Consider the following 15,796-nt stretch of genomic DNA (forward strand, 5'->3'; position numbering starts at 1 on the left):
CTCGCACCAGTCCTCTGAAGCGTCGTTAGAACCAGTCGAGCGACTTCAGGTCCAGCCACCGCTCGAATCCGCACCTGTCGCGGCTGAAATCACGAACGATGCGCTGCGCCAGGGCGTTCGACTCAAGGATCGACGGTGCATCGATGACGAGGAATTCACCTCTGTCGGGGTCGACGTCGAACCCGCAGCCGCTGTCGCCAACCAGCGGCTGAAGCCATTCGGTGCGCTGACGGTCAAGGGCGGCGAAGACCACTGGTCTGTCCGCCCACGACCTGCTCGAAATGTGCGCTCGACAACTCGCCACTGGGACACCGCCGATGTAGGCGAGAGCGTATGAGAGGCCCGCGACTCCAACCTCCAAGAATCCCAAATCCATGAATGGTTCGCTGTGGTGCGACTCGTCGAGAAGCCCTGGACATACTTCGAGCAGCTGTTCCGCTGTGTCACGGTCGCGCGAGCTGTCCACGTATCCACTGTCCAGGCAGGCCGCGACCCGTTCGAACTCTTCGAGCGAAGAGGCCATCTCATCGATCTTCGCGATGTACTTGAACTCCTCAGAGACCATGACATCGGCTTCGACCTTTGACACCCCCAAGATCATCCACACGTTCCTGAAGAATCCGATGCCTTCATCCGCAGGGATGTCCTCCTCGGAAGGCGTCCAGAACTCCGCCTGCGGGGGAATTTCGGCGCCGCTCGATTCGAAGCGCGGAATCATGTCAACTCCCAATGCTCGGTTCGGGGCGTGAATGGGGCCCCGACGAAGACTGATTTCGACGTTGGCCTACGCCTGATCGACGTCGGAGAACGCGGTGATCTTCAAGAAGCGCTTACCCGCCTGGCCGTCAGGCAGGTGCAGCTCCACGGGCTCCGTCTGTGCAGCGAAGCCTTCACGCTTCTTCGAGCAGATCTTCGCGAAGTCACACCCCTCGCACTTCCGCTTGGATGGGCGGCGAGGGAAGTCGCCTTCACGGATTCGGCCCACCGCCCATTCCACATTGGAGACGGCGGCATCGATGGCGTCGGGGTCTACCGGTACCTGGATGCGCTGTCCGTCCTTGAGTAGATGCACCGCGCCCGTACGCGCGTTCACCCCGTGGACTTCATCCGCCCCCCGTCCGTAGAGCTGCACTTGGAGGGACAGGTCCTCCCAATGCAGGTCGGCGTTGTTCACCGGCTCCGGACCGCCCTCCATCGTCTTGAAGTCGATCACCGCGGCATCGCGGATCTTGTCGGATCCGTCGACGTTCAGCAGCAAGTCGATCGCTCCGGAGATCACCGCACCCTTCAACGGAACCTCGAAGGGAAGTTCAACCTGCCGCTTGCGCTCGAAGTCGGTGCCGAAGTCGCGCACATAGGACGACACGATCTCGCCAGCCTTCGTCTTGGCCCTCTCGTACGCACCAGGCCGGTTCACAGGGTCCGAGCTGGGCGCGACGTGCTTGAGGTGGAACATGTCCTCCGCCACCGCCCGCGCTTGGGCTGAGTTGGGTGCGCCGCCCTTGTACACCTGGTGCACCTTGCCGACCGCCGCGTGGACGGCGCGGCCGAAGCCGAACAGTTCTGGGATCGGCGGGGAGAACCCGCTCACGACGCTCAGCTTGTAGGAATGCGGACACCGCAGATAGGAGTGGATCTGCGAGTAGGTGGTCGGCAGCACCGACTGGTCCCCACGACGCCGCGGGACTGCAGCCGGCGGGGAGACCCTCGGCGGCGCAGTCGGGTCCAACAGATCGGTACGCAGTTCCGGGTGAGCCAGGCGCGCCGCGTACCGGGAGACGCGCGAGACCCGCTTCGCTCCGGGAAGCGAGATGGCGCCGGTCACGTACAGGAACCGCTCAGCCCGTGTGATCGCCGTGTAGAACAGCCGAGCCTGGTCGGCATCGCCCGTCTGGTACGAGCCGTTGTCGAGCGCCTGCTGGATCAGTGGCTGAGGGATCCAACCGTCGTACGAGTGCCGCCGGCCGGGGAATCGCATGTGCTCCACGTCCACGACGAACACCACGGGAAACTCCAGCCCCTTGGCCTTGTGCACGGTGGAGACCGCCACCGCGTCGGGCCTGCTGAGCATCTGAGTATCGGTCTCGTAGCCGTCGCCCGCCACGTTCTGGAGGAAGTTCAACAGTTCGCCGAAGCGGCTGCTCCCGTCGATGGAGAGATAGACGCTCTCCACGTCCTGGAGAATTCGGCTGAATGTCCCCAGGTCGGCCAGGATGCCGTCGTCGAAGCCGCAGGATGCGAAGCCCATGGCCTCCAATAGATCGTGTAGGAGCTGCTGGGGGAACAGACGCTGCCTCGGTACACCCGGTGCCACCGGCGCGTGGACCCGCCGCCCCCAATCTGCGAAAACCGCGCGCACGCGAGCCAGGTCCGCAGCGGGGAACGCAGGATGGAGCTCGCTGTGGAACAGCTGATCCACCGCCGTACGATTCGGGGATGCGTTCCGAAGCAGCTCGAACGCACTGCGCACCGCCGCTGGCTGCGCGCGCTCGAAGAGCTGTCCGCCTGCATTGAGGTCATAGGTGATTCCCCGCGCCGCCAGCGCACGCACATAGGCCGTGTGCCGCTTGGTGCCGTCCTGCTCCGCGGTGTTGGTGGACCTCATGAGGATGGCGAAGTCCGCAGGCGTGAGCCCCCGGACTGTGCCGTCGCCTTCCTGGTACTCGGTCCCCATGAGTTCGCTGATGCGTTCTGCGATGAAGGTCGCCTCTGCCGCCCGATCGGGGAAGTTCAGGACTGCGAACTCCCGAGGAATGTGGTTCATGTGAGCCTTGAGCTGCTTGGGAAGCCGTGCAGCGCCCAGTTCCTGCGCGGCGAAGTCGCTCGCCGCCTGCACGATGGCCTCCGTCGAGCGAAAATTGGTCAGCAGCTTGTGGACCGATGCGGCCGGATAACGGCGTTCGAACTCCAGGATGTTCGTGACGTCGGCTCCCCGCCATCCGTAGATGGCCTGGTCGTCGTCGCCGACGACGAACAGGGTCTCGGAATGCTGATGCATCAGGGCGATCAGGCGCTCCTGCACCACGTTCACGTCCTGGTACTCGTCGACCAGCACGTGCTTCAGCGCCACGAGGGCCTGGGCCGCATCCGGCAACCGAGCCTCAAGCGCCTCGATCACGAGGCGTTGCATGAGTGAGAAGTCGATGAAGTTGTCCTGCTCCAGCTGCATGCGCAACCGTTCCAACGATTCACCCAGGGACGGATCTTCCGTAGCGACCTGTGCCGGGTCGAGCAGCTCGTCATTCATGGTGTGCCATGCGCGACTCAGCTGGCGCAACGTCTCGAAGTAGGGGCGGCGCCCGCCTCGGGCCGTCAGCCGCTCGTCGCGTAGCGGGTTGATGTTCAGCCTCGGGTACCGGGAGATCAGGTAGACGAGGAACTGCATCTCGTCCAACACATCGAACTGCCGGTAACGGGCGTCCATCTCCCCGAGCACCCGCAGGCACCAAGCGTGAATGGTGCCGATGTACATGCCTCCCACCAGGACCGGATTGAGACCACACACCTCGAGAGCCTGCGCCACCCGGGTCTTGATCTGTTCCGCGGCCTTCTCAGAGAACGTGAAGGCCACGATCGACTCGGGCGGAGAGCCCGCCGCGACCTTGTGGGCCACCCGACCAGCCAGGGTCCTCGACTTGCCCGCCCCTGCGCCGGCCAGAGCCAGCACCTCAGCCTCCGGGGCGACTGCCGCGGCATACTGCTCCGTCGTCAGCCACCCCTTCAGCACCTGCTCCGCATCCACGCGCTGTCCGCCTCCTCTGGAGTCCCGAATTTTCAGGATGGCACGAGGGTCTGACAATGCCTCGGGAATAGCGTCTGATCCGGGCTCGGCCACCGCTGCCGTACGGCAGCTCGAGACGGAGTGCTATCGAGGATGCGCGCTTGCATGGTGGCCCGGTGCGCAGGCTTCTCGGTCAGTCTCGTGGGCGCGGGCTGGAGCGTCCGTGACCGCCTTCTGCTCATGCCTCAGCCGTGCCGGCAGCACGCCCAGGCGATCGTTGCCGATCGGCTGATGTGCGCGGACGGCCGTCTTCACCGCGTCGCGACTGATTCGTCCGGCCCGCTCCGAGGCGGACCTTCCGATCGGTAACAGGTCCTCCAAACAGCCGCCTGCCCCACGGGAGCCACGGAGCTGTCCCGGACGGGGTGCTCCTCGCCGTCCGCAGATGCGCGGACCGTCGCTGGAGCGGTGGCCGCGCCCGCCGTCGGCCTCGCTGTAGCCGAGCCCCGGTCGGCGACGGAGTCGGACCGTCCAACCACGTGCATCGGCTCTGTGCGCACGCCGTCCGCATCAGCGGACGGGCCTCGCCTCAGCTTCGACCCACGATGGATCGGGGGTCTGCCAGGGGCTTCCTTCTTGCAGGTTGAGGCGCACGCCGGCGACGGCTCCCGTCGCGGGCGGACCACCCAGACACCCCGCGCGCTCGCGCTGATCGACTCCTTCAGCGGACGACGATCCATTTGCGGTGACGTGCCGTCCGGCAGCGGGGAGCCACAGCGGACCGGCCCGGAACCCTGGTCCGCCCCGTCCCGGACCGGCGCTCCGCCGTCGACGCCATCAGAATGTAGAGGTGGACGGAGCCCGCCAGGGCCAACGGCGTGAGCGTCGAGAGCGCGCCGACGACGCCGTCCGTGAGGTGCAGGGCGGACTGCCCAGTCTCGGTCCGTGCTCTACACGCGGTCTTGGTCGGCGCAGCTGACGCCGTGCCCGGGTAGCCCTCGGCGGTCTGTCCGCGCCGGACGTCGCGGAGCATCGCCTGGAACTCTGGCCTCCTGATGCCGCGCTTGGAGGGCGACAGGTCGTTGTCGGTGTAGCGGTGGACGAGCACCGCGTCGTGCCGGGCCGCGTTCTTGTCGTTGCGCCGGTGCTGGTTCACGACGCCCTTGCCGGCCGCCCACGACGAGGTGGCCGCCTTCTTCCGGTTGTGCTTGCGCCAGTCGTCGGAGATCCGGGAGTAGGCGATCAGGAAGGCTGTCCGGGTACAGCGCCGAGCTCGTCGGCTGCCGCAAGGCGGGTGGAGCTGCCGCAGAGGTCGAGGTCGCTGAGGCCCGTCTCGTCCGCCGCGGGGGAGCCGGCGACCTCGTGATTACGTGCTGTGCGCATCTTCTTGCTCCTGGATCGGCCCTCTTAGATCAGGGCCTCACACTCCGGACCGTGCAACGATGGCGGTATGAATCGACTGGTTAACTCGCAGTCGCCCTACCTACTCCAGCACGCCACCAATCCAGTCGACTGGTGGTCATGGGGAGAGGAGGCGATGGAAGAAGCTAAGCGGCGGGACGTGCCCATCCTCTTGAGTGTGGGCTATGCGTCCTGCCACTTATGCTTCTGCTAATTTACTGGTGCCACGTCATGGCGCACGAGTCCTTCGAGGACGAGGCCACCGCGGCCCTCATGAACGAGAACTTCGTGTCCGTCAAGGTCGACCGCGAGGAGCGGCCGGACGTCGACGCCGTCTACATGGAGGCCGTGCAGGCGGCCACCGGGCAGGGCGGCTGGCCGATGACCGTCTTCCTCACCCCGGACGCCGAGCCCTTCTACTTCGGTACGTACTTCCCGCCCGAGCCGAAGCACGGCATGCCGTCCTTCCCGCAGGTCCTGGAGGGTGTGCGGGCCGCCTGGGCCGACCGGCGGGAAGAGGTCGGCGAGGTCGCGGGGAAGATCGTGAAGGACCTGGGGGAGCGGTCGCTGGCCGTCGCGGACACCGGGCTGCCGGGTGACGAGGAGCTGGCGGCGGCGCTGCTCGGGCTGACCCGGGAGTACGACTCGGTGCGCGGCGGGTTCGGCGGGGCGCCGAAGTTCCCGCCGTCCATGGTGCTGGAGTTCCTGCTGCGGCACGCGGCGCGCACCGGTTCCGAGGGCGCTCTGCAGATGGCCGCGGACACCTGCGAGGCGATGGCCCGCGGTGGCATCTACGACCAGCTCGGCGGGGGTTTCGCCCGCTACTCGGTGGACCGCGCGTGGGTGGTCCCGCACTTCGAGAAGATGCTCTACGACAACGCGCTGCTGTGCCGGGTGTACGCCCACCTGTGGCGCGCCACGGGGTCCGACCTGGCCCGGCGGGTGGCCCTGGAGACCGCGGACTTCCTGGTACGCGAACTGCGCACCGGGGAGGGCGGGTTCGCCTCCGCGCTCGACGCCGACAGCGACGACGGGAGGGGCCGTCAGGTGGAGGGCGCGTACTACGTCTGGACGCCCGCGCAGCTGCGCGAGGTGCTGGGCGAGGAGGACGCGCTGCTGGCCGCCGCGTACTTCGGTGTGACCGAGGAGGGCACCTTCGAGGAGGGTGCCTCCGTCCTCCAACTTCCGCAGGGCGACGGAGTGGTGGCCGACGCGGAGCGGATCGCGAGCATCCGGGAGCGGCTCCTCGCGGCCCGCGCCGAGCGGCCCGCCCCGGGCCGCGACGACAAGGTGGTCGCCGCCTGGAACGGCCTCGCCGTCGCCGCCCTCGCCGAGACCGGCGCCTACTTCGACCGCCCCGACCTGGTGGAACGGGCGACCGAGGCGGCCGATCTGCTGGTACGGATCCACCTGGACGACCACGCCCGGCTCACCCGGACCTCCAAGGACGGCCGGGCCGGCGACAACGCGGGCGTGCTGGAGGACTACGCGGACGTCGCGGAAGGCTTCCTCGCCCTGGCCTCGGTCACCGGCGAGGGCGCCTGGCTGGAGTTCGCGGGCTTCCTCCTCGACCACGTGCTGATGCGCTTCGTCGGCGAGGGCGGGTCCCTCTTCGACACCGCCGACGACGCGGAGAAGCTGATCCGCCGCCCCCAGGACCCCACCGACAACGCCACCCCCTCGGGCTGGACGGCGGCGGCCGGAGCACTGCTCTCGTACGCCGCCCACACGGGCTCCGAGGCGCACCGCGGGGCGGCGGAGAGCGCGCTCGGCGTGGTCAAGGCGCTGGGCCCGCGTGCCCCGCGGTTCATCGGCTGGGGGCTGGCGGTCGCGGAGGCGGCCCTCGACGGTCCGCGCGAGATCGCCGTCGCCGGGACGGCCGGCGACCCGGCGGCCCGTGCGCTGCACCGTACGGCCCTGCTGGGCACGGCCCCGGGCGCGGTGGTCGCCTTCGGTGACCCGGCGGCCCGGGAGTTCCCCCTCCTGACGGACCGCCCGCCGGGCGCCTACGTCTGCCGCCACTTCGTGTGCGCGGCCCCGACGGACGACCCGGCGGTGCTGGCGGAACAGGTGGGTACCCGGGTCTAGCGGATGGGGCCGCCCTCGAAGGTGCGCAGCATCCGGTCGATCAGCTCCACCAGGTCGTCCCGCTGTCCCCGTTCGGTCCAGTACAGGGTGGTCTCCAGCACGGCGGCCAGCAGGCCGGTGGCGAAGATCCGGACCTCCAGCTGGCCCGCGTCGCGGCCGGTCCGTTCGGCGATCACCCGGCAGAGCATCCGGCTGGTGGTGCTCACGCTCTCCACCATCCGGGCCCGTACCGCGGGCACCTCCAGCATCAGCCGGGTCCGCACCAGGACCTCGTCGGGCTGCTCGTCGAGCGTCTTGCGCAGCGCGGCGGTCACCACGGCCCGTACCGACTCCAGCAGGGGTTCACCGGCGGGCCGGGTCCGCAGGGCGCTCTCCATGACCGGGTCGTAGGCGTCGGTGAGGACGATGTCCTCCTTCACCGGGAAGTACCGCAGCACGGTGCTCGGCGAGACCTCCGCCTCGGCCGCGATCTGGTCGACGGTGGTGGCGTCCCAGCCCTGGGCGGCGACCAGCCGGAACGTCGCCTGCCGGATCTCCGCGCGAGTCCTGATCTTCTTGCGTTCGCGCAGGCCGGGACGGGTGTCAGGGGCGCCGGGGGAGGCGTGGGGGGCGGGCATGGCGCCATTGTCGGCCATCTTCGCGCGCCCTTGATTGTCAGTGCCGCATGTCACGGTGTGTGGTGGGTAGGTGAACTGTCCGTCAAATTGCGACTGATGTGCGGAGTGGTGGAGGAAGGGGGAGGCATGAGAGGGATCGTGAACGTGCTGACCGGGGCGGTGGCGGTGCTGTGCGTGCTGGGCTTCCTGCTCGGCGGGGCCGGCGCGGTGCTCGCGGTGGTGCTGACCGTGGTGGCGGTGCTGGCGTGGCGGGTGGCCGCGGCGTCGAGGCCACGGCCACCGCGTCGCGCGGCCGGCCCGCGGAGCCGGTGGCGTCCGCGGCGTCCGCGAAGGGCGCAGGGTGCCGGGGGAGTGCGGGCGGCCCGGGGGTCAGGCCGAATAGGCGACCAGCGAGATGCCCACGTAGTGCGCGACGAACGCGGCCAGGGTGAAGGAGTGGAAGACCTCGTGGAAGCCGAACCAGCGCGGTGACGGGTTGGGGCGCTTGAGGCCGTAGATCACGCCGCCCGCGCTGTAGAGCAGCCCGCCGACGATCACCAGGACCAGCACCGCGATGCCGCCCGCCCGCATGAAGTCGGGCAGGAAGAAGACGGCCGCCCAGCCCATCGCGATGTAGCAGGGTGTGTAGAGCCAGCGCGGGGCGCCGACCCAGAAGACCCGGAAGGCGATGCCCGCCGCCGCTGCCAGCCAGACGGCCCACAACAGGGTGGACCCGGTGGACTCGGGGAGCAGCAGCATCGTGAGCGGCGTGTAGGTGCCCGCGATGATCAGGAAGATGTTCGCGTGGTCCAGCCGGCGCAGTACGGCTTCGCCGCGCGGACCCCAGGTGCCCCGGTGGTAGACGGCGCTCACGCCGAAGAGCAGGCACGCGGTGAGTACGTAGATCGTGCACGCGATCCGGGCTCTGGTGGACTCGGCCAGCACGATGAGCACGATCCCCGCGATCAGGGCCGCGGGAAACATGCCGGCGTGCAGCCAGCCTCGCATCTTCGGCTTGACCGGGGGCGGGTCGATCTCGGTGACCTGGGCGGGCACGGCATGCGACGTCATGACCCGAATGCTACCTACGGTTCCGTAAGTTCTGGCTGTGAGTGGCGATGGTCACGTACGCGGTACTTGTGGCGGAGTGGCGATGCTCACGTGGGCGGCCCTCTGGACAGATGGGCGGAACGCACCGATGATCAAATGAGTGCGGTCGGCACCGGATGAGCGCCAGGGAACGAAAAGTGAAGCATCCGGGTCGCAGCCCCCACGGGGCAGAAACCAACTTTTCCCTCGTTTAGGAGCAATCGTGGCGCGCGACATCGCGGCTCCCACCACCGTCCCGACCAATCACCAGGAGCTGGCCTCCTGGGTAGACGAGATCGCAGCCCTCACCGAGCCCGACCGTGTCGTGTGGTGCGACGGGTCCGAGGCCGAGTACGAGCGGCTCTGCGAGGAGCTCGTCGCCAAGGGCACGTTCAAGAAGCTCGACGAGATCAAGCGCCCCAACTCGTACTACGCCGCCTCCGACCCGTCCGACGTCGCGCGCGTCGAGGACCGGACCTTCATCTGCTCCGAGAAGGAGGAGGACGCGGGCCCGACCAACCACTGGAAGGCCCCCGCCGAGATGCGGGAGATCTTCCAGGGCAAGGACGGCAAGGAGGGCATCTTCCGCGGCTCGATGCGCGGCCGCACGATGTACGTCGTCCCGTTCTGCATGGGCCCGGTCGGCTCGCCGCTGTCCGCGATCGGCGTGGAGATCACCGACTCGGCGTACGTCGCCGTCTCTATGCGCACCATGACCCGCATGGGTCAGCACGTCCTGGACGAGCTGGGCAGCGACGGCTTCTTCGTGAAGGCCGTGCACACCCTCGGCGCCCCCCTCCAGGAGGGCGAGGCCGACGTCCCGTGGCCGTGCAACACCACCAAGTACATCTCGCACTTCCCCGAGGACCGCGAGATCTGGTCCTACGGCTCGGGCTACGGCGGCAACGCCCTGCTCGGCAAGAAGTGCTACGCGCTGCGCATCGCGTCCGTCATGGCCCGCGACGAGGGCTGGCTGGCCGAGCACATGCTCATCCTCAAGCTGACGCCCCCGCAGGGCGAGGCGAAGTACGTCGCCGCCGCCTTCCCGTCCGCCTGCGGCAAGACCAACCTGGCCATGCTGGAGCCCACGATCTCCGGCTGGAACGTCGAGACCATCGGTGACGACATCGCCTGGATGCGGTTCGGCGAGGACGGCCGCCTCTACGCGATCAACCCGGAGGCCGGTTTCTTCGGCGTCGCGCCCGGCACCGGCGAGCACACCAACGCCAACGCCATGAAGACCATGTGGGGCAACTCGGTCTTCACCAACGTCGCGCTCACCGACGACAACGACGTCTGGTGGGAGGGCATGACGGAGGAGGCCCCGGCCCACCTCACGGACTGGAAGGGCAACGACTGGACCCCCGAGTCCGGCACCCCCGCCGCCCACCCGAACGCCCGCTTCACCGTCCCAGCCGGGCAGTGCCCGATCATCGCGCCCGAGTGGGAGGACCCCAAGGGCGTGCCGATCTCGGCGATCCTCTTCGGTGGCCGCCGCGCCACCGCGGTCCCGCTGGTCACCGAGTCCTTCGACTGGCAGCACGGTGTCTTCCTCGGAGCCAACGTCGCCTCCGAGAAGACCGCCGCCGCCGAGGGCAAGGTCGGCGAGCTGCGCCGCGACCCGTTCGCCATGCTGCCGTTCTGCGGCTACAACATGGGCGACTACATGAACCACTGGGTCAAGGTCGGCGCGGACAAGGACCAGGCGAAGCTCCCGAAGATCTACTACGTGAACTGGTTCCGCAAGAACGACGCGGGCAAGTTCGTGTGGCCCGGCTTCGGCGAGAACAGCCGCGTCCTGAAGTGGATCGTCGAGCGCCTGGACGGCAAGGCCGACGGCGTCGAGACCCCCATCGGCATCCTGCCGACCAAGGAGTCCCTCGACACCGCCGGGCTCGACCTCCCCGAGGCCGACCTCGACTTCCTCCTCACGGTCGACAAGGAGGCCTGGCGCGAGGAGGCCGCCCTGGTCCCCGAGCACCTCAACACCTTCGGCGACCACGCGCCCAAGGAGCTGTGGGACGAGTACCGCGCGCTGGTCGAGCGCCTGGGCTGACCCCCTGAACCGGGGCTTCCCCGAAGCCCGCTGAACCAGGGCTTCCCCGAAGCCCGCAAGACGTGCCGGTGCCGGGCCTGTCCCCCGGTGCCGGCCACCCTCTCCCCTCCGGGTGCACGAACACCCGGAGGGGTGTGGAGAGCCGCAACTCGGAACGACACGAATCCGCCCTGACCTGTGGGATCACCGGATCGAGCAGCGGCATGGCCCCCGAAGCCCCCTCACGGCGTCGGGGGCCGCCTCCTTTTCACCGCGCCGCCGCGCTCCTCCAGGACGTAGGTGTGCGACTCCCGCTGCCGCTCCACCGCGTCCCGCAGCACCTCCGCCACGCCCGCCAACTCGTCGTACAGCAGGCCGAGTTGGTGTTCGAGCAGGCGCTCGGGCGGCTCGCTGCCGGGGGTGAAGCGGGTCCACCAGCGGGCCCGCAGATACGTGTCCACCGCCTCCGGCACGTCCTGACGCACCGCCCGCGTCAGCACGTGGAACGAGTCCGGGTCGCTCGCCCACTCCTCGTGCCCGGTCAGCGCGGCCAGCAGCCCGTCCAGTTCGGTGAGCCTCCCCGCGGCGGCCGGCGGCAGCTCCACCGACGCCAGGTACTCCCGCAGCCGCCCGAAGTCCCCGCGCAGCACGTCCAACTGCGCGGCGGCGTCCGGGAAGTGCGGTACGGGGGCCCGCTCCGGCGGGGCGAGCAGCGCGCCCGCGCCGTACAGTCCGGCGACCACCAGCGGCCAGTACGCCCCGGCCGCCCCGGTGAAGGTGAGCGCGAGCCCGGCGAGGCCGCCCGCGCACCCGGCGAGGTTCTTCCGCGACTCCACGAACCGCCACACACGCCCCCCGCCGCCACGCCCGTCGCGCCCGCCCTCACCGCCACGCCCGCCGCCGCTCCTACTGGTAGCCACGGATCTCCTCGAAGGCCTGGTCCAGCGAGCCCGACTTCGCGTCGAAGAGCTGTCCGCCGGTCACCCCGGCGATGTGCTCCAGCTCCCGCCGGTCGGAGTCCCCGAACAGGACCGGGAACACCGGGGTGCTGCGCTGCCCGGCCGGCAGTGCCGCGTAGAAGGCGTCGAAGTCGGCGGCCGAGTCGCCCGTGGTGTTCTGCCCGTCCGTCATCAGCACGATGCTGGTGAAGGTGCTGCCGCGCGGCCCCAGCCGCTCGTACGCCGCGCGCAGACTGCCGTAGACCGCGGTGCTGCCGTACGCCTCCAGCTCCTCGGTCGAGCGGCGGATCGCGTCCAGCGCGGCGGCGGGCCGCGCCGGGTCCACGGTGTGCGTCGTGACCTCCTTGATGTCCGACCCGAACGGCATCAGCGTCACCGTCTCCCGGTCGCGGAACCTGCGCCCGACGGGCGAGGCGGTGGTGCCGGTCAGCCGCCCGAGCGCCGCCTTCAGCCCGGCCAGCCGCTCGCCGTCCATGGACGCGGAGGTGTCGAGCACGTACACGGTCCGCGAGGGGCGCCGCAGGACGTTCTCGTAACTGGCGAGCAGTCCGTCGGCGACCGACCGCGACCCCGGGAACGGCAGCTCCCGGCGGGCGCTGCCGGCAGCCGCGGCCCCGCCGGTCACCGGCTGCCGGAACGTCCTGGTGGCCAGCTCCCGCTGGGCCGCCGCGGACCGCAGGTACCCGGTCAGCCTCGTCCCGTCCTCCTTCGCCCGCGCGGACGCCGAGGTCAGCAGCGAGAAGGGGTAGTCGGCGGTCACCACACCGTCCCTGGGGCGGATCACGGTCAGCCCGGTGTGCTGGTCCCGGTTCATGGTCAGCAGCACCGACTCGTAGTTGATCAGTGCGTCCAGCTCACCGCGCCGGGTGTAGGCGCGGGCCAGCCAGCCGGACGAACCGGAGGTCAGCTCCTGCCCGGCGAAGAACTTCTTCAGCCTGGGCGTCGCCGCGCTCACGTCCGCGTCCGTGAGTGCGCCCTGCGCCCGCGACAGCGCGGAGGCGACCGACACCAGTGCGGCGAACCCGGAGTGCGAGCGCACCGGGTCGGTCATCCCGTACGTCAGCCTGCCCGCGGCCACCGCCTGCTGGACGTCGCTCCAGGTCACGTCCGAGGCCGACCAGTTCAGCCGCTTCACGGCCGCGGCCCGCACCCCGATCGCGACCGGCGAGGTCATCAGCGGTGTCTCGGAGGTCACCTTCCCGGCCGCTTCCGGGCGCAGCCGCAGATAGTCGTTGGAGGACAGCCAGACCGCGTCGTACGCGCGGTCCGCCCGGCCCGAGGCGATCTGCTCGACGGCGTCCAGGGTGCCGGTCCAGGTCGGCCGCACCTCGACCCCCGTGGCCCGTCTGGCCTGTTCGAGCACGGGCGCCATGTCCGCCAGCTCGCTGGACGCGAGCACCCGCAGGGTGCCGGCCCGGGGGGAGCCGTCGGCGACGGGCCCGTCGGGGCCGCCCTGCGACGAGCACCCGGTGAGTGCCGCGCAGAGCACGGCGAGGCCGGCCACGAGCTTCCGCGCTCTCACCGCGGGACCCCCTCGGTCGGGCCCGCCGCCCGCGAGCGCTCCAAATAGCCGCTCGCCTGGGCGAGTTCGCCGGAGAGGGACTCCACGGTGGCGGCCATCGCCTCGGTCGCCTGCACCTTGTAGGTGTCGATGGCGTCCAGCGTCGTGAAGATCTCCCGGAACGCCACCCGCAGCGTCTCCGCGCCCACCGCCGGGTCGGCGGCGATCCGCTGGATCTCGCCGCTCTGGGTGGCGAGCATCGCCGCGTTGTCCTTGATCAGCCCCTCCGTCGTGCCGCGCAACGCGTTGACCTGCTCGACCACCTGCTTCTGCTTCTCCAGCGCCGCCGCCAGCACGACCGCGATGCGCAGGGCGGTCACGGTCGTGGTCGCGGCCCGGTCGACGCCCTTGATCAGCTCGTCGTTGTTGCGCCGTACGACGTCCATGGACAGGTAGCCCTGGGCGCAGACCGCGAGCTGGGTCAGCAGGTCCTGGTGCTTCTGCCGTACGGGGAAGAGCACGTCGGCCCGCAGTGCGTCCGCCTGCCCCGGGTCGGTGGCCTCCGCCTCGGCGACCCGCTGCCCGACCGCCGTGTCCAGTGCCTCGGTGAGCACCACGTACTCCTGGAGCTTGCCCATGGTGTCCCAGAGGCGGGAGCGCTCGGTGTGCAGGGCGGCGTTGTCGCGCCGCAGTTCGTCCTGGCCGCTCTTGAGCGCGCCGACGATCCGGTTCAGCGTGGACTGCGCGGAGGCGTACTTGGCGACGTGGTCGCGCAGCCGGTTGCCGCCGGGCAGCCTGGCGATCAGGCGCCGGGCGCCGCGGGCGGGGGTGTCGCGGGGGTCGAGGTCCTCGACGGTCCGGCGGAGCTCGACCAGCGAGCCGCCCACCCGGGACTGCGCGTCCTCGCCCCCGCTCGCCAGTGAGCGCAGGGTGCGGTCGAGCATCCGGTTCGACTGCTGGGAGGCGCCGCGGATCTCGCCGCCGCCGAGTGCGGCGATCTCGCCGATCCGGGCGGCGAACTCCGGTGACCTGGCGTCGAGTCCGGCCAGCGAACCGACGTACTCGGCGGCCCGCCGCGCCATGTCCTCCCGTACCGAAGCGTCCACCGGTACGAGTCCGGCCGCCTGCTCCACCGGTACCGGCGGCACCGGTTGTGGCGGTGTCAGGACCAGCGGGGGCTGGGCCCCGGGTGTCTGTGCCGTGCTCATCACGATCCCCCCTGTGCGCGCCGCGCCAGCTCGTGCAGCACCCCGGAGGTGGGCACGGGGGCCTGGCGGACGCCGGTCAAAGTGCGGTTCAGGTACGAGGCGTACGGTGCGGCGGCGGAGGCGAACTCGCCCGGCGCGCCCTGCGGCCGGAAGCCGTGCCGCACGGCCAGCTCCCGCAGCCGCGGGTCCGACACGAGCAGCTCGCCCAGCGCGCGGCCCGCAGCGGTCACCGGCACCACGGTGTGGTCACTGCTCACGGTCGTGTCCGGGTACAGCACGACCAGGTCCCCGGCCGCCTCCCCGCGCATCAGCAGCGAGGCGACCTGCGACTCGTAGACGAGCACCAGCGGATTGCCCACCCCGCTCACGAAGTCCCGGAACGGCGCGTCGCTGCTGGTCTGCTGCGCCCCCTGTACGGAGACCAGCCTGCGCAGCAGCGGCGCGGTCCGGGCCACCGCGGCGCTCCCGTCGGCGACCCGGTCGCCGTCCGCGACGTACGAGGCGGCGGCGAGGTACAGCGCGCCCGAGCTGGAGGTTCCGGGGTCGGTGGTGGAGACGAAGACCGCGCCGCCCAGCTCCCCGTACTTCTCCGCGCCCTTGAGCTGCTGCCAGGTCCGGCCCTGGCCTGCCGCGGCGAGGAACTCCTTCATCCGCAGCGTCCCCGACCCCTTGCCCCGCAGGGTCACCAGCCCGGCGTCGGCCAGCACCCGGGCCGCGCCGCCGTGCGCGACGACGACCAGCGGCGAGTAGAACGGCCGCAGCGGCCCGCCGCCGGCTCCGGTCTTCTTCCGCAGTTCGTCGGCCGGTGCCTTGCTGGCGGGGAAGACGAAGTCGTAGCCCTTGAGCGGCAGTTGCTCCATCGCCCAGGACCCGGAGGTCTCCGCCCGCACGGTGTAGCCCCGGGCAGCCAGGGCCTTCACCACTTCGGGGTCGGCGAAGAACTCCGCCTTCTCCGACCCGATCACTCCACGTACGGTCTTCGTTGCCGTACCCGGGCCTGTGCCCGTGCCCTGTACATCGCGACCCGCCACGACGGCAACTGCCACACCGCCGACCAGCAGCACCGCCAGGACGATTCCCAGGATGCGTCTCACCCCTGCACAGTGCTCCCGGAAACCCACGTTCCAGGCGGAGTCGAATGAACAGCGGGTGTACGTCCGATCCCGGAACGCAACCGGAAGCGGACCCTCCCGCGCCG

Annotated in this window: 11 protein-coding genes and 1 pseudogene; 2 read left to right on the forward strand and 10 right to left on the reverse strand. The window is 70.1% G+C overall.

Features of this window, described 5'->3' with window-relative positions:
• Window positions 1–25 precede the first annotated feature (25 nt).
• The 4 genes from ACFYVL_RS12765 to ACFYVL_RS12780 form a co-directional block, all read right to left on the reverse strand.
• The gene (locus ACFYVL_RS12765) at window positions 26–718 is read right to left on the reverse strand and encodes a hypothetical protein (RefSeq protein WP_389243709.1); all 693 of its coding nucleotides are present in this window, start codon (window positions 716–718) and stop codon (window positions 26–28) included.
• A gap of 66 nt (window positions 719–784) precedes the next feature.
• Window positions 785–3,742, reverse strand: coding sequence for an ATP-dependent helicase (locus ACFYVL_RS12770; protein WP_389243711.1), 2,958 nt, complete (start codon window positions 3,740–3,742; stop codon window positions 785–787).
• A gap of 700 nt (window positions 3,743–4,442) precedes the next feature.
• A complete protein-coding gene (locus ACFYVL_RS12775; protein WP_389243713.1) occupies window positions 4,443–4,877 on the reverse strand; it encodes a recombinase family protein in 435 nt (144 codons plus the stop codon).
• Between the two features lie 86 nt (window positions 4,878–4,963).
• Window positions 4,964–5,104: a hypothetical protein gene (locus ACFYVL_RS12780; protein WP_389243715.1), complete on the reverse strand. Its 141-nt coding sequence runs from the start codon at window positions 5,102–5,104 to the stop codon at window positions 4,964–4,966.
• A 67-nt stretch (window positions 5,105–5,171) separates the two neighbouring features.
• On the opposite strand from ACFYVL_RS12780, the pseudogene ACFYVL_RS12785 reads away from it, so the two are divergent.
• A pseudogene (locus ACFYVL_RS12785) lies at window positions 5,172–7,210 on the forward strand (thioredoxin domain-containing protein).
• On the opposite strand, the gene ACFYVL_RS12790 reads toward ACFYVL_RS12785, so the two are convergent.
• Both ACFYVL_RS12790 and ACFYVL_RS12795 read right to left on the reverse strand, forming a co-directional pair.
• The gene (locus tag ACFYVL_RS12790) at window positions 7,207–7,827 is read right to left on the reverse strand and encodes a TetR/AcrR family transcriptional regulator (RefSeq protein WP_389243717.1); all 621 of its coding nucleotides are present in this window, start codon (window positions 7,825–7,827) and stop codon (window positions 7,207–7,209) included. The pseudogene ACFYVL_RS12785 and the gene ACFYVL_RS12790 overlap by 4 nt on opposite strands.
• A 369-nt stretch (window positions 7,828–8,196) precedes the next feature.
• Complete coding sequence (locus ACFYVL_RS12795; RefSeq protein WP_389243719.1) at window positions 8,197–8,877, reverse strand: hemolysin III family protein; 681 nt, start codon at window positions 8,875–8,877, stop codon at window positions 8,197–8,199.
• A 241-nt stretch (window positions 8,878–9,118) separates the two neighbouring features.
• On the opposite strand from ACFYVL_RS12795, the gene ACFYVL_RS12800 reads away from it, so the two are divergent.
• Entirely contained in the window at window positions 9,119–10,951 is a 1,833-nt protein-coding gene (locus ACFYVL_RS12800; RefSeq protein ID WP_389243721.1) for a phosphoenolpyruvate carboxykinase (GTP), read from the forward strand.
• A 221-nt stretch (window positions 10,952–11,172) separates the two neighbouring features.
• On the opposite strand, the gene ACFYVL_RS12805 is transcribed toward ACFYVL_RS12800, so the two are convergent.
• The 4 genes from ACFYVL_RS12805 to ACFYVL_RS12820 all read right to left on the reverse strand — a co-directional run bounded on the left by ACFYVL_RS12805 (window position 11,173) and on the right by ACFYVL_RS12820 (window position 15,719).
• Window positions 11,173–11,766 (reverse strand): hypothetical protein, encoded by a 594-nt coding sequence (locus ACFYVL_RS12805; RefSeq protein WP_389244197.1) that lies wholly within the window; start codon window positions 11,764–11,766, stop codon window positions 11,173–11,175.
• Between the two features lie 70 nt (window positions 11,767–11,836).
• A complete protein-coding gene (locus ACFYVL_RS12810; RefSeq protein ID WP_389243723.1) occupies window positions 11,837–13,411 on the reverse strand; it encodes a substrate-binding domain-containing protein in 1,575 nt (524 codons plus the stop codon).
• Entirely contained in the window at window positions 13,408–14,598 is a 1,191-nt protein-coding gene (locus ACFYVL_RS12815) for a toxic anion resistance protein (protein ID WP_389243725.1), read from the reverse strand. The genes ACFYVL_RS12810 and ACFYVL_RS12815 overlap by 4 nt, the downstream gene beginning before the upstream one ends.
• Window positions 14,598–15,719 carry a hypothetical protein gene (locus tag ACFYVL_RS12820; protein WP_389243727.1) on the reverse strand — a complete coding sequence of 374 codons (1,122 nt, stop codon included), beginning with the start codon at window positions 15,717–15,719 and terminating at the stop codon, window positions 14,598–14,600. The genes ACFYVL_RS12815 and ACFYVL_RS12820 overlap by 1 nt, the downstream gene beginning before the upstream one ends.
• Between the last annotated feature and the right edge of the window lie 77 nt (window positions 15,720–15,796).

The sequence above is a fragment of the Streptomyces sp. NPDC004111 genome (assembly GCF_042874215.1).
Taxonomy (GTDB): domain Bacteria; phylum Actinomycetota; class Actinomycetes; order Streptomycetales; family Streptomycetaceae; genus Streptomyces.

Excerpts from the sequence above, each read along its gene's own strand:
- ACFYVL_RS12765 (WP_389243709.1), bottom strand. The coding sequence starts at position 718 with ATGATTCCGCGCTTCGAATCGAGCGGCGCCGAAATTCCCCCGCAGGCG.
- ACFYVL_RS12780 (WP_389243715.1), bottom strand. The coding sequence starts at position 5,104 with ATGCGCACAGCACGTAATCACGAGGTCGCCGGCTCCCCCGCGGCGGAC.
- ACFYVL_RS12790 (WP_389243717.1), bottom strand. The coding sequence starts at position 7,827 with ATGCCCGCCCCCCACGCCTCCCCCGGCGCCCCTGACACCCGTCCCGGC.
- ACFYVL_RS12795 (WP_389243719.1), bottom strand. The coding sequence starts at position 8,877 with ATGACGTCGCATGCCGTGCCCGCCCAGGTCACCGAGATCGACCCGCCC.
- ACFYVL_RS12815 (WP_389243725.1), bottom strand. The coding sequence starts at position 14,598 with ATGAGCACGGCACAGACACCCGGGGCCCAGCCCCCGCTGGTCCTGACA.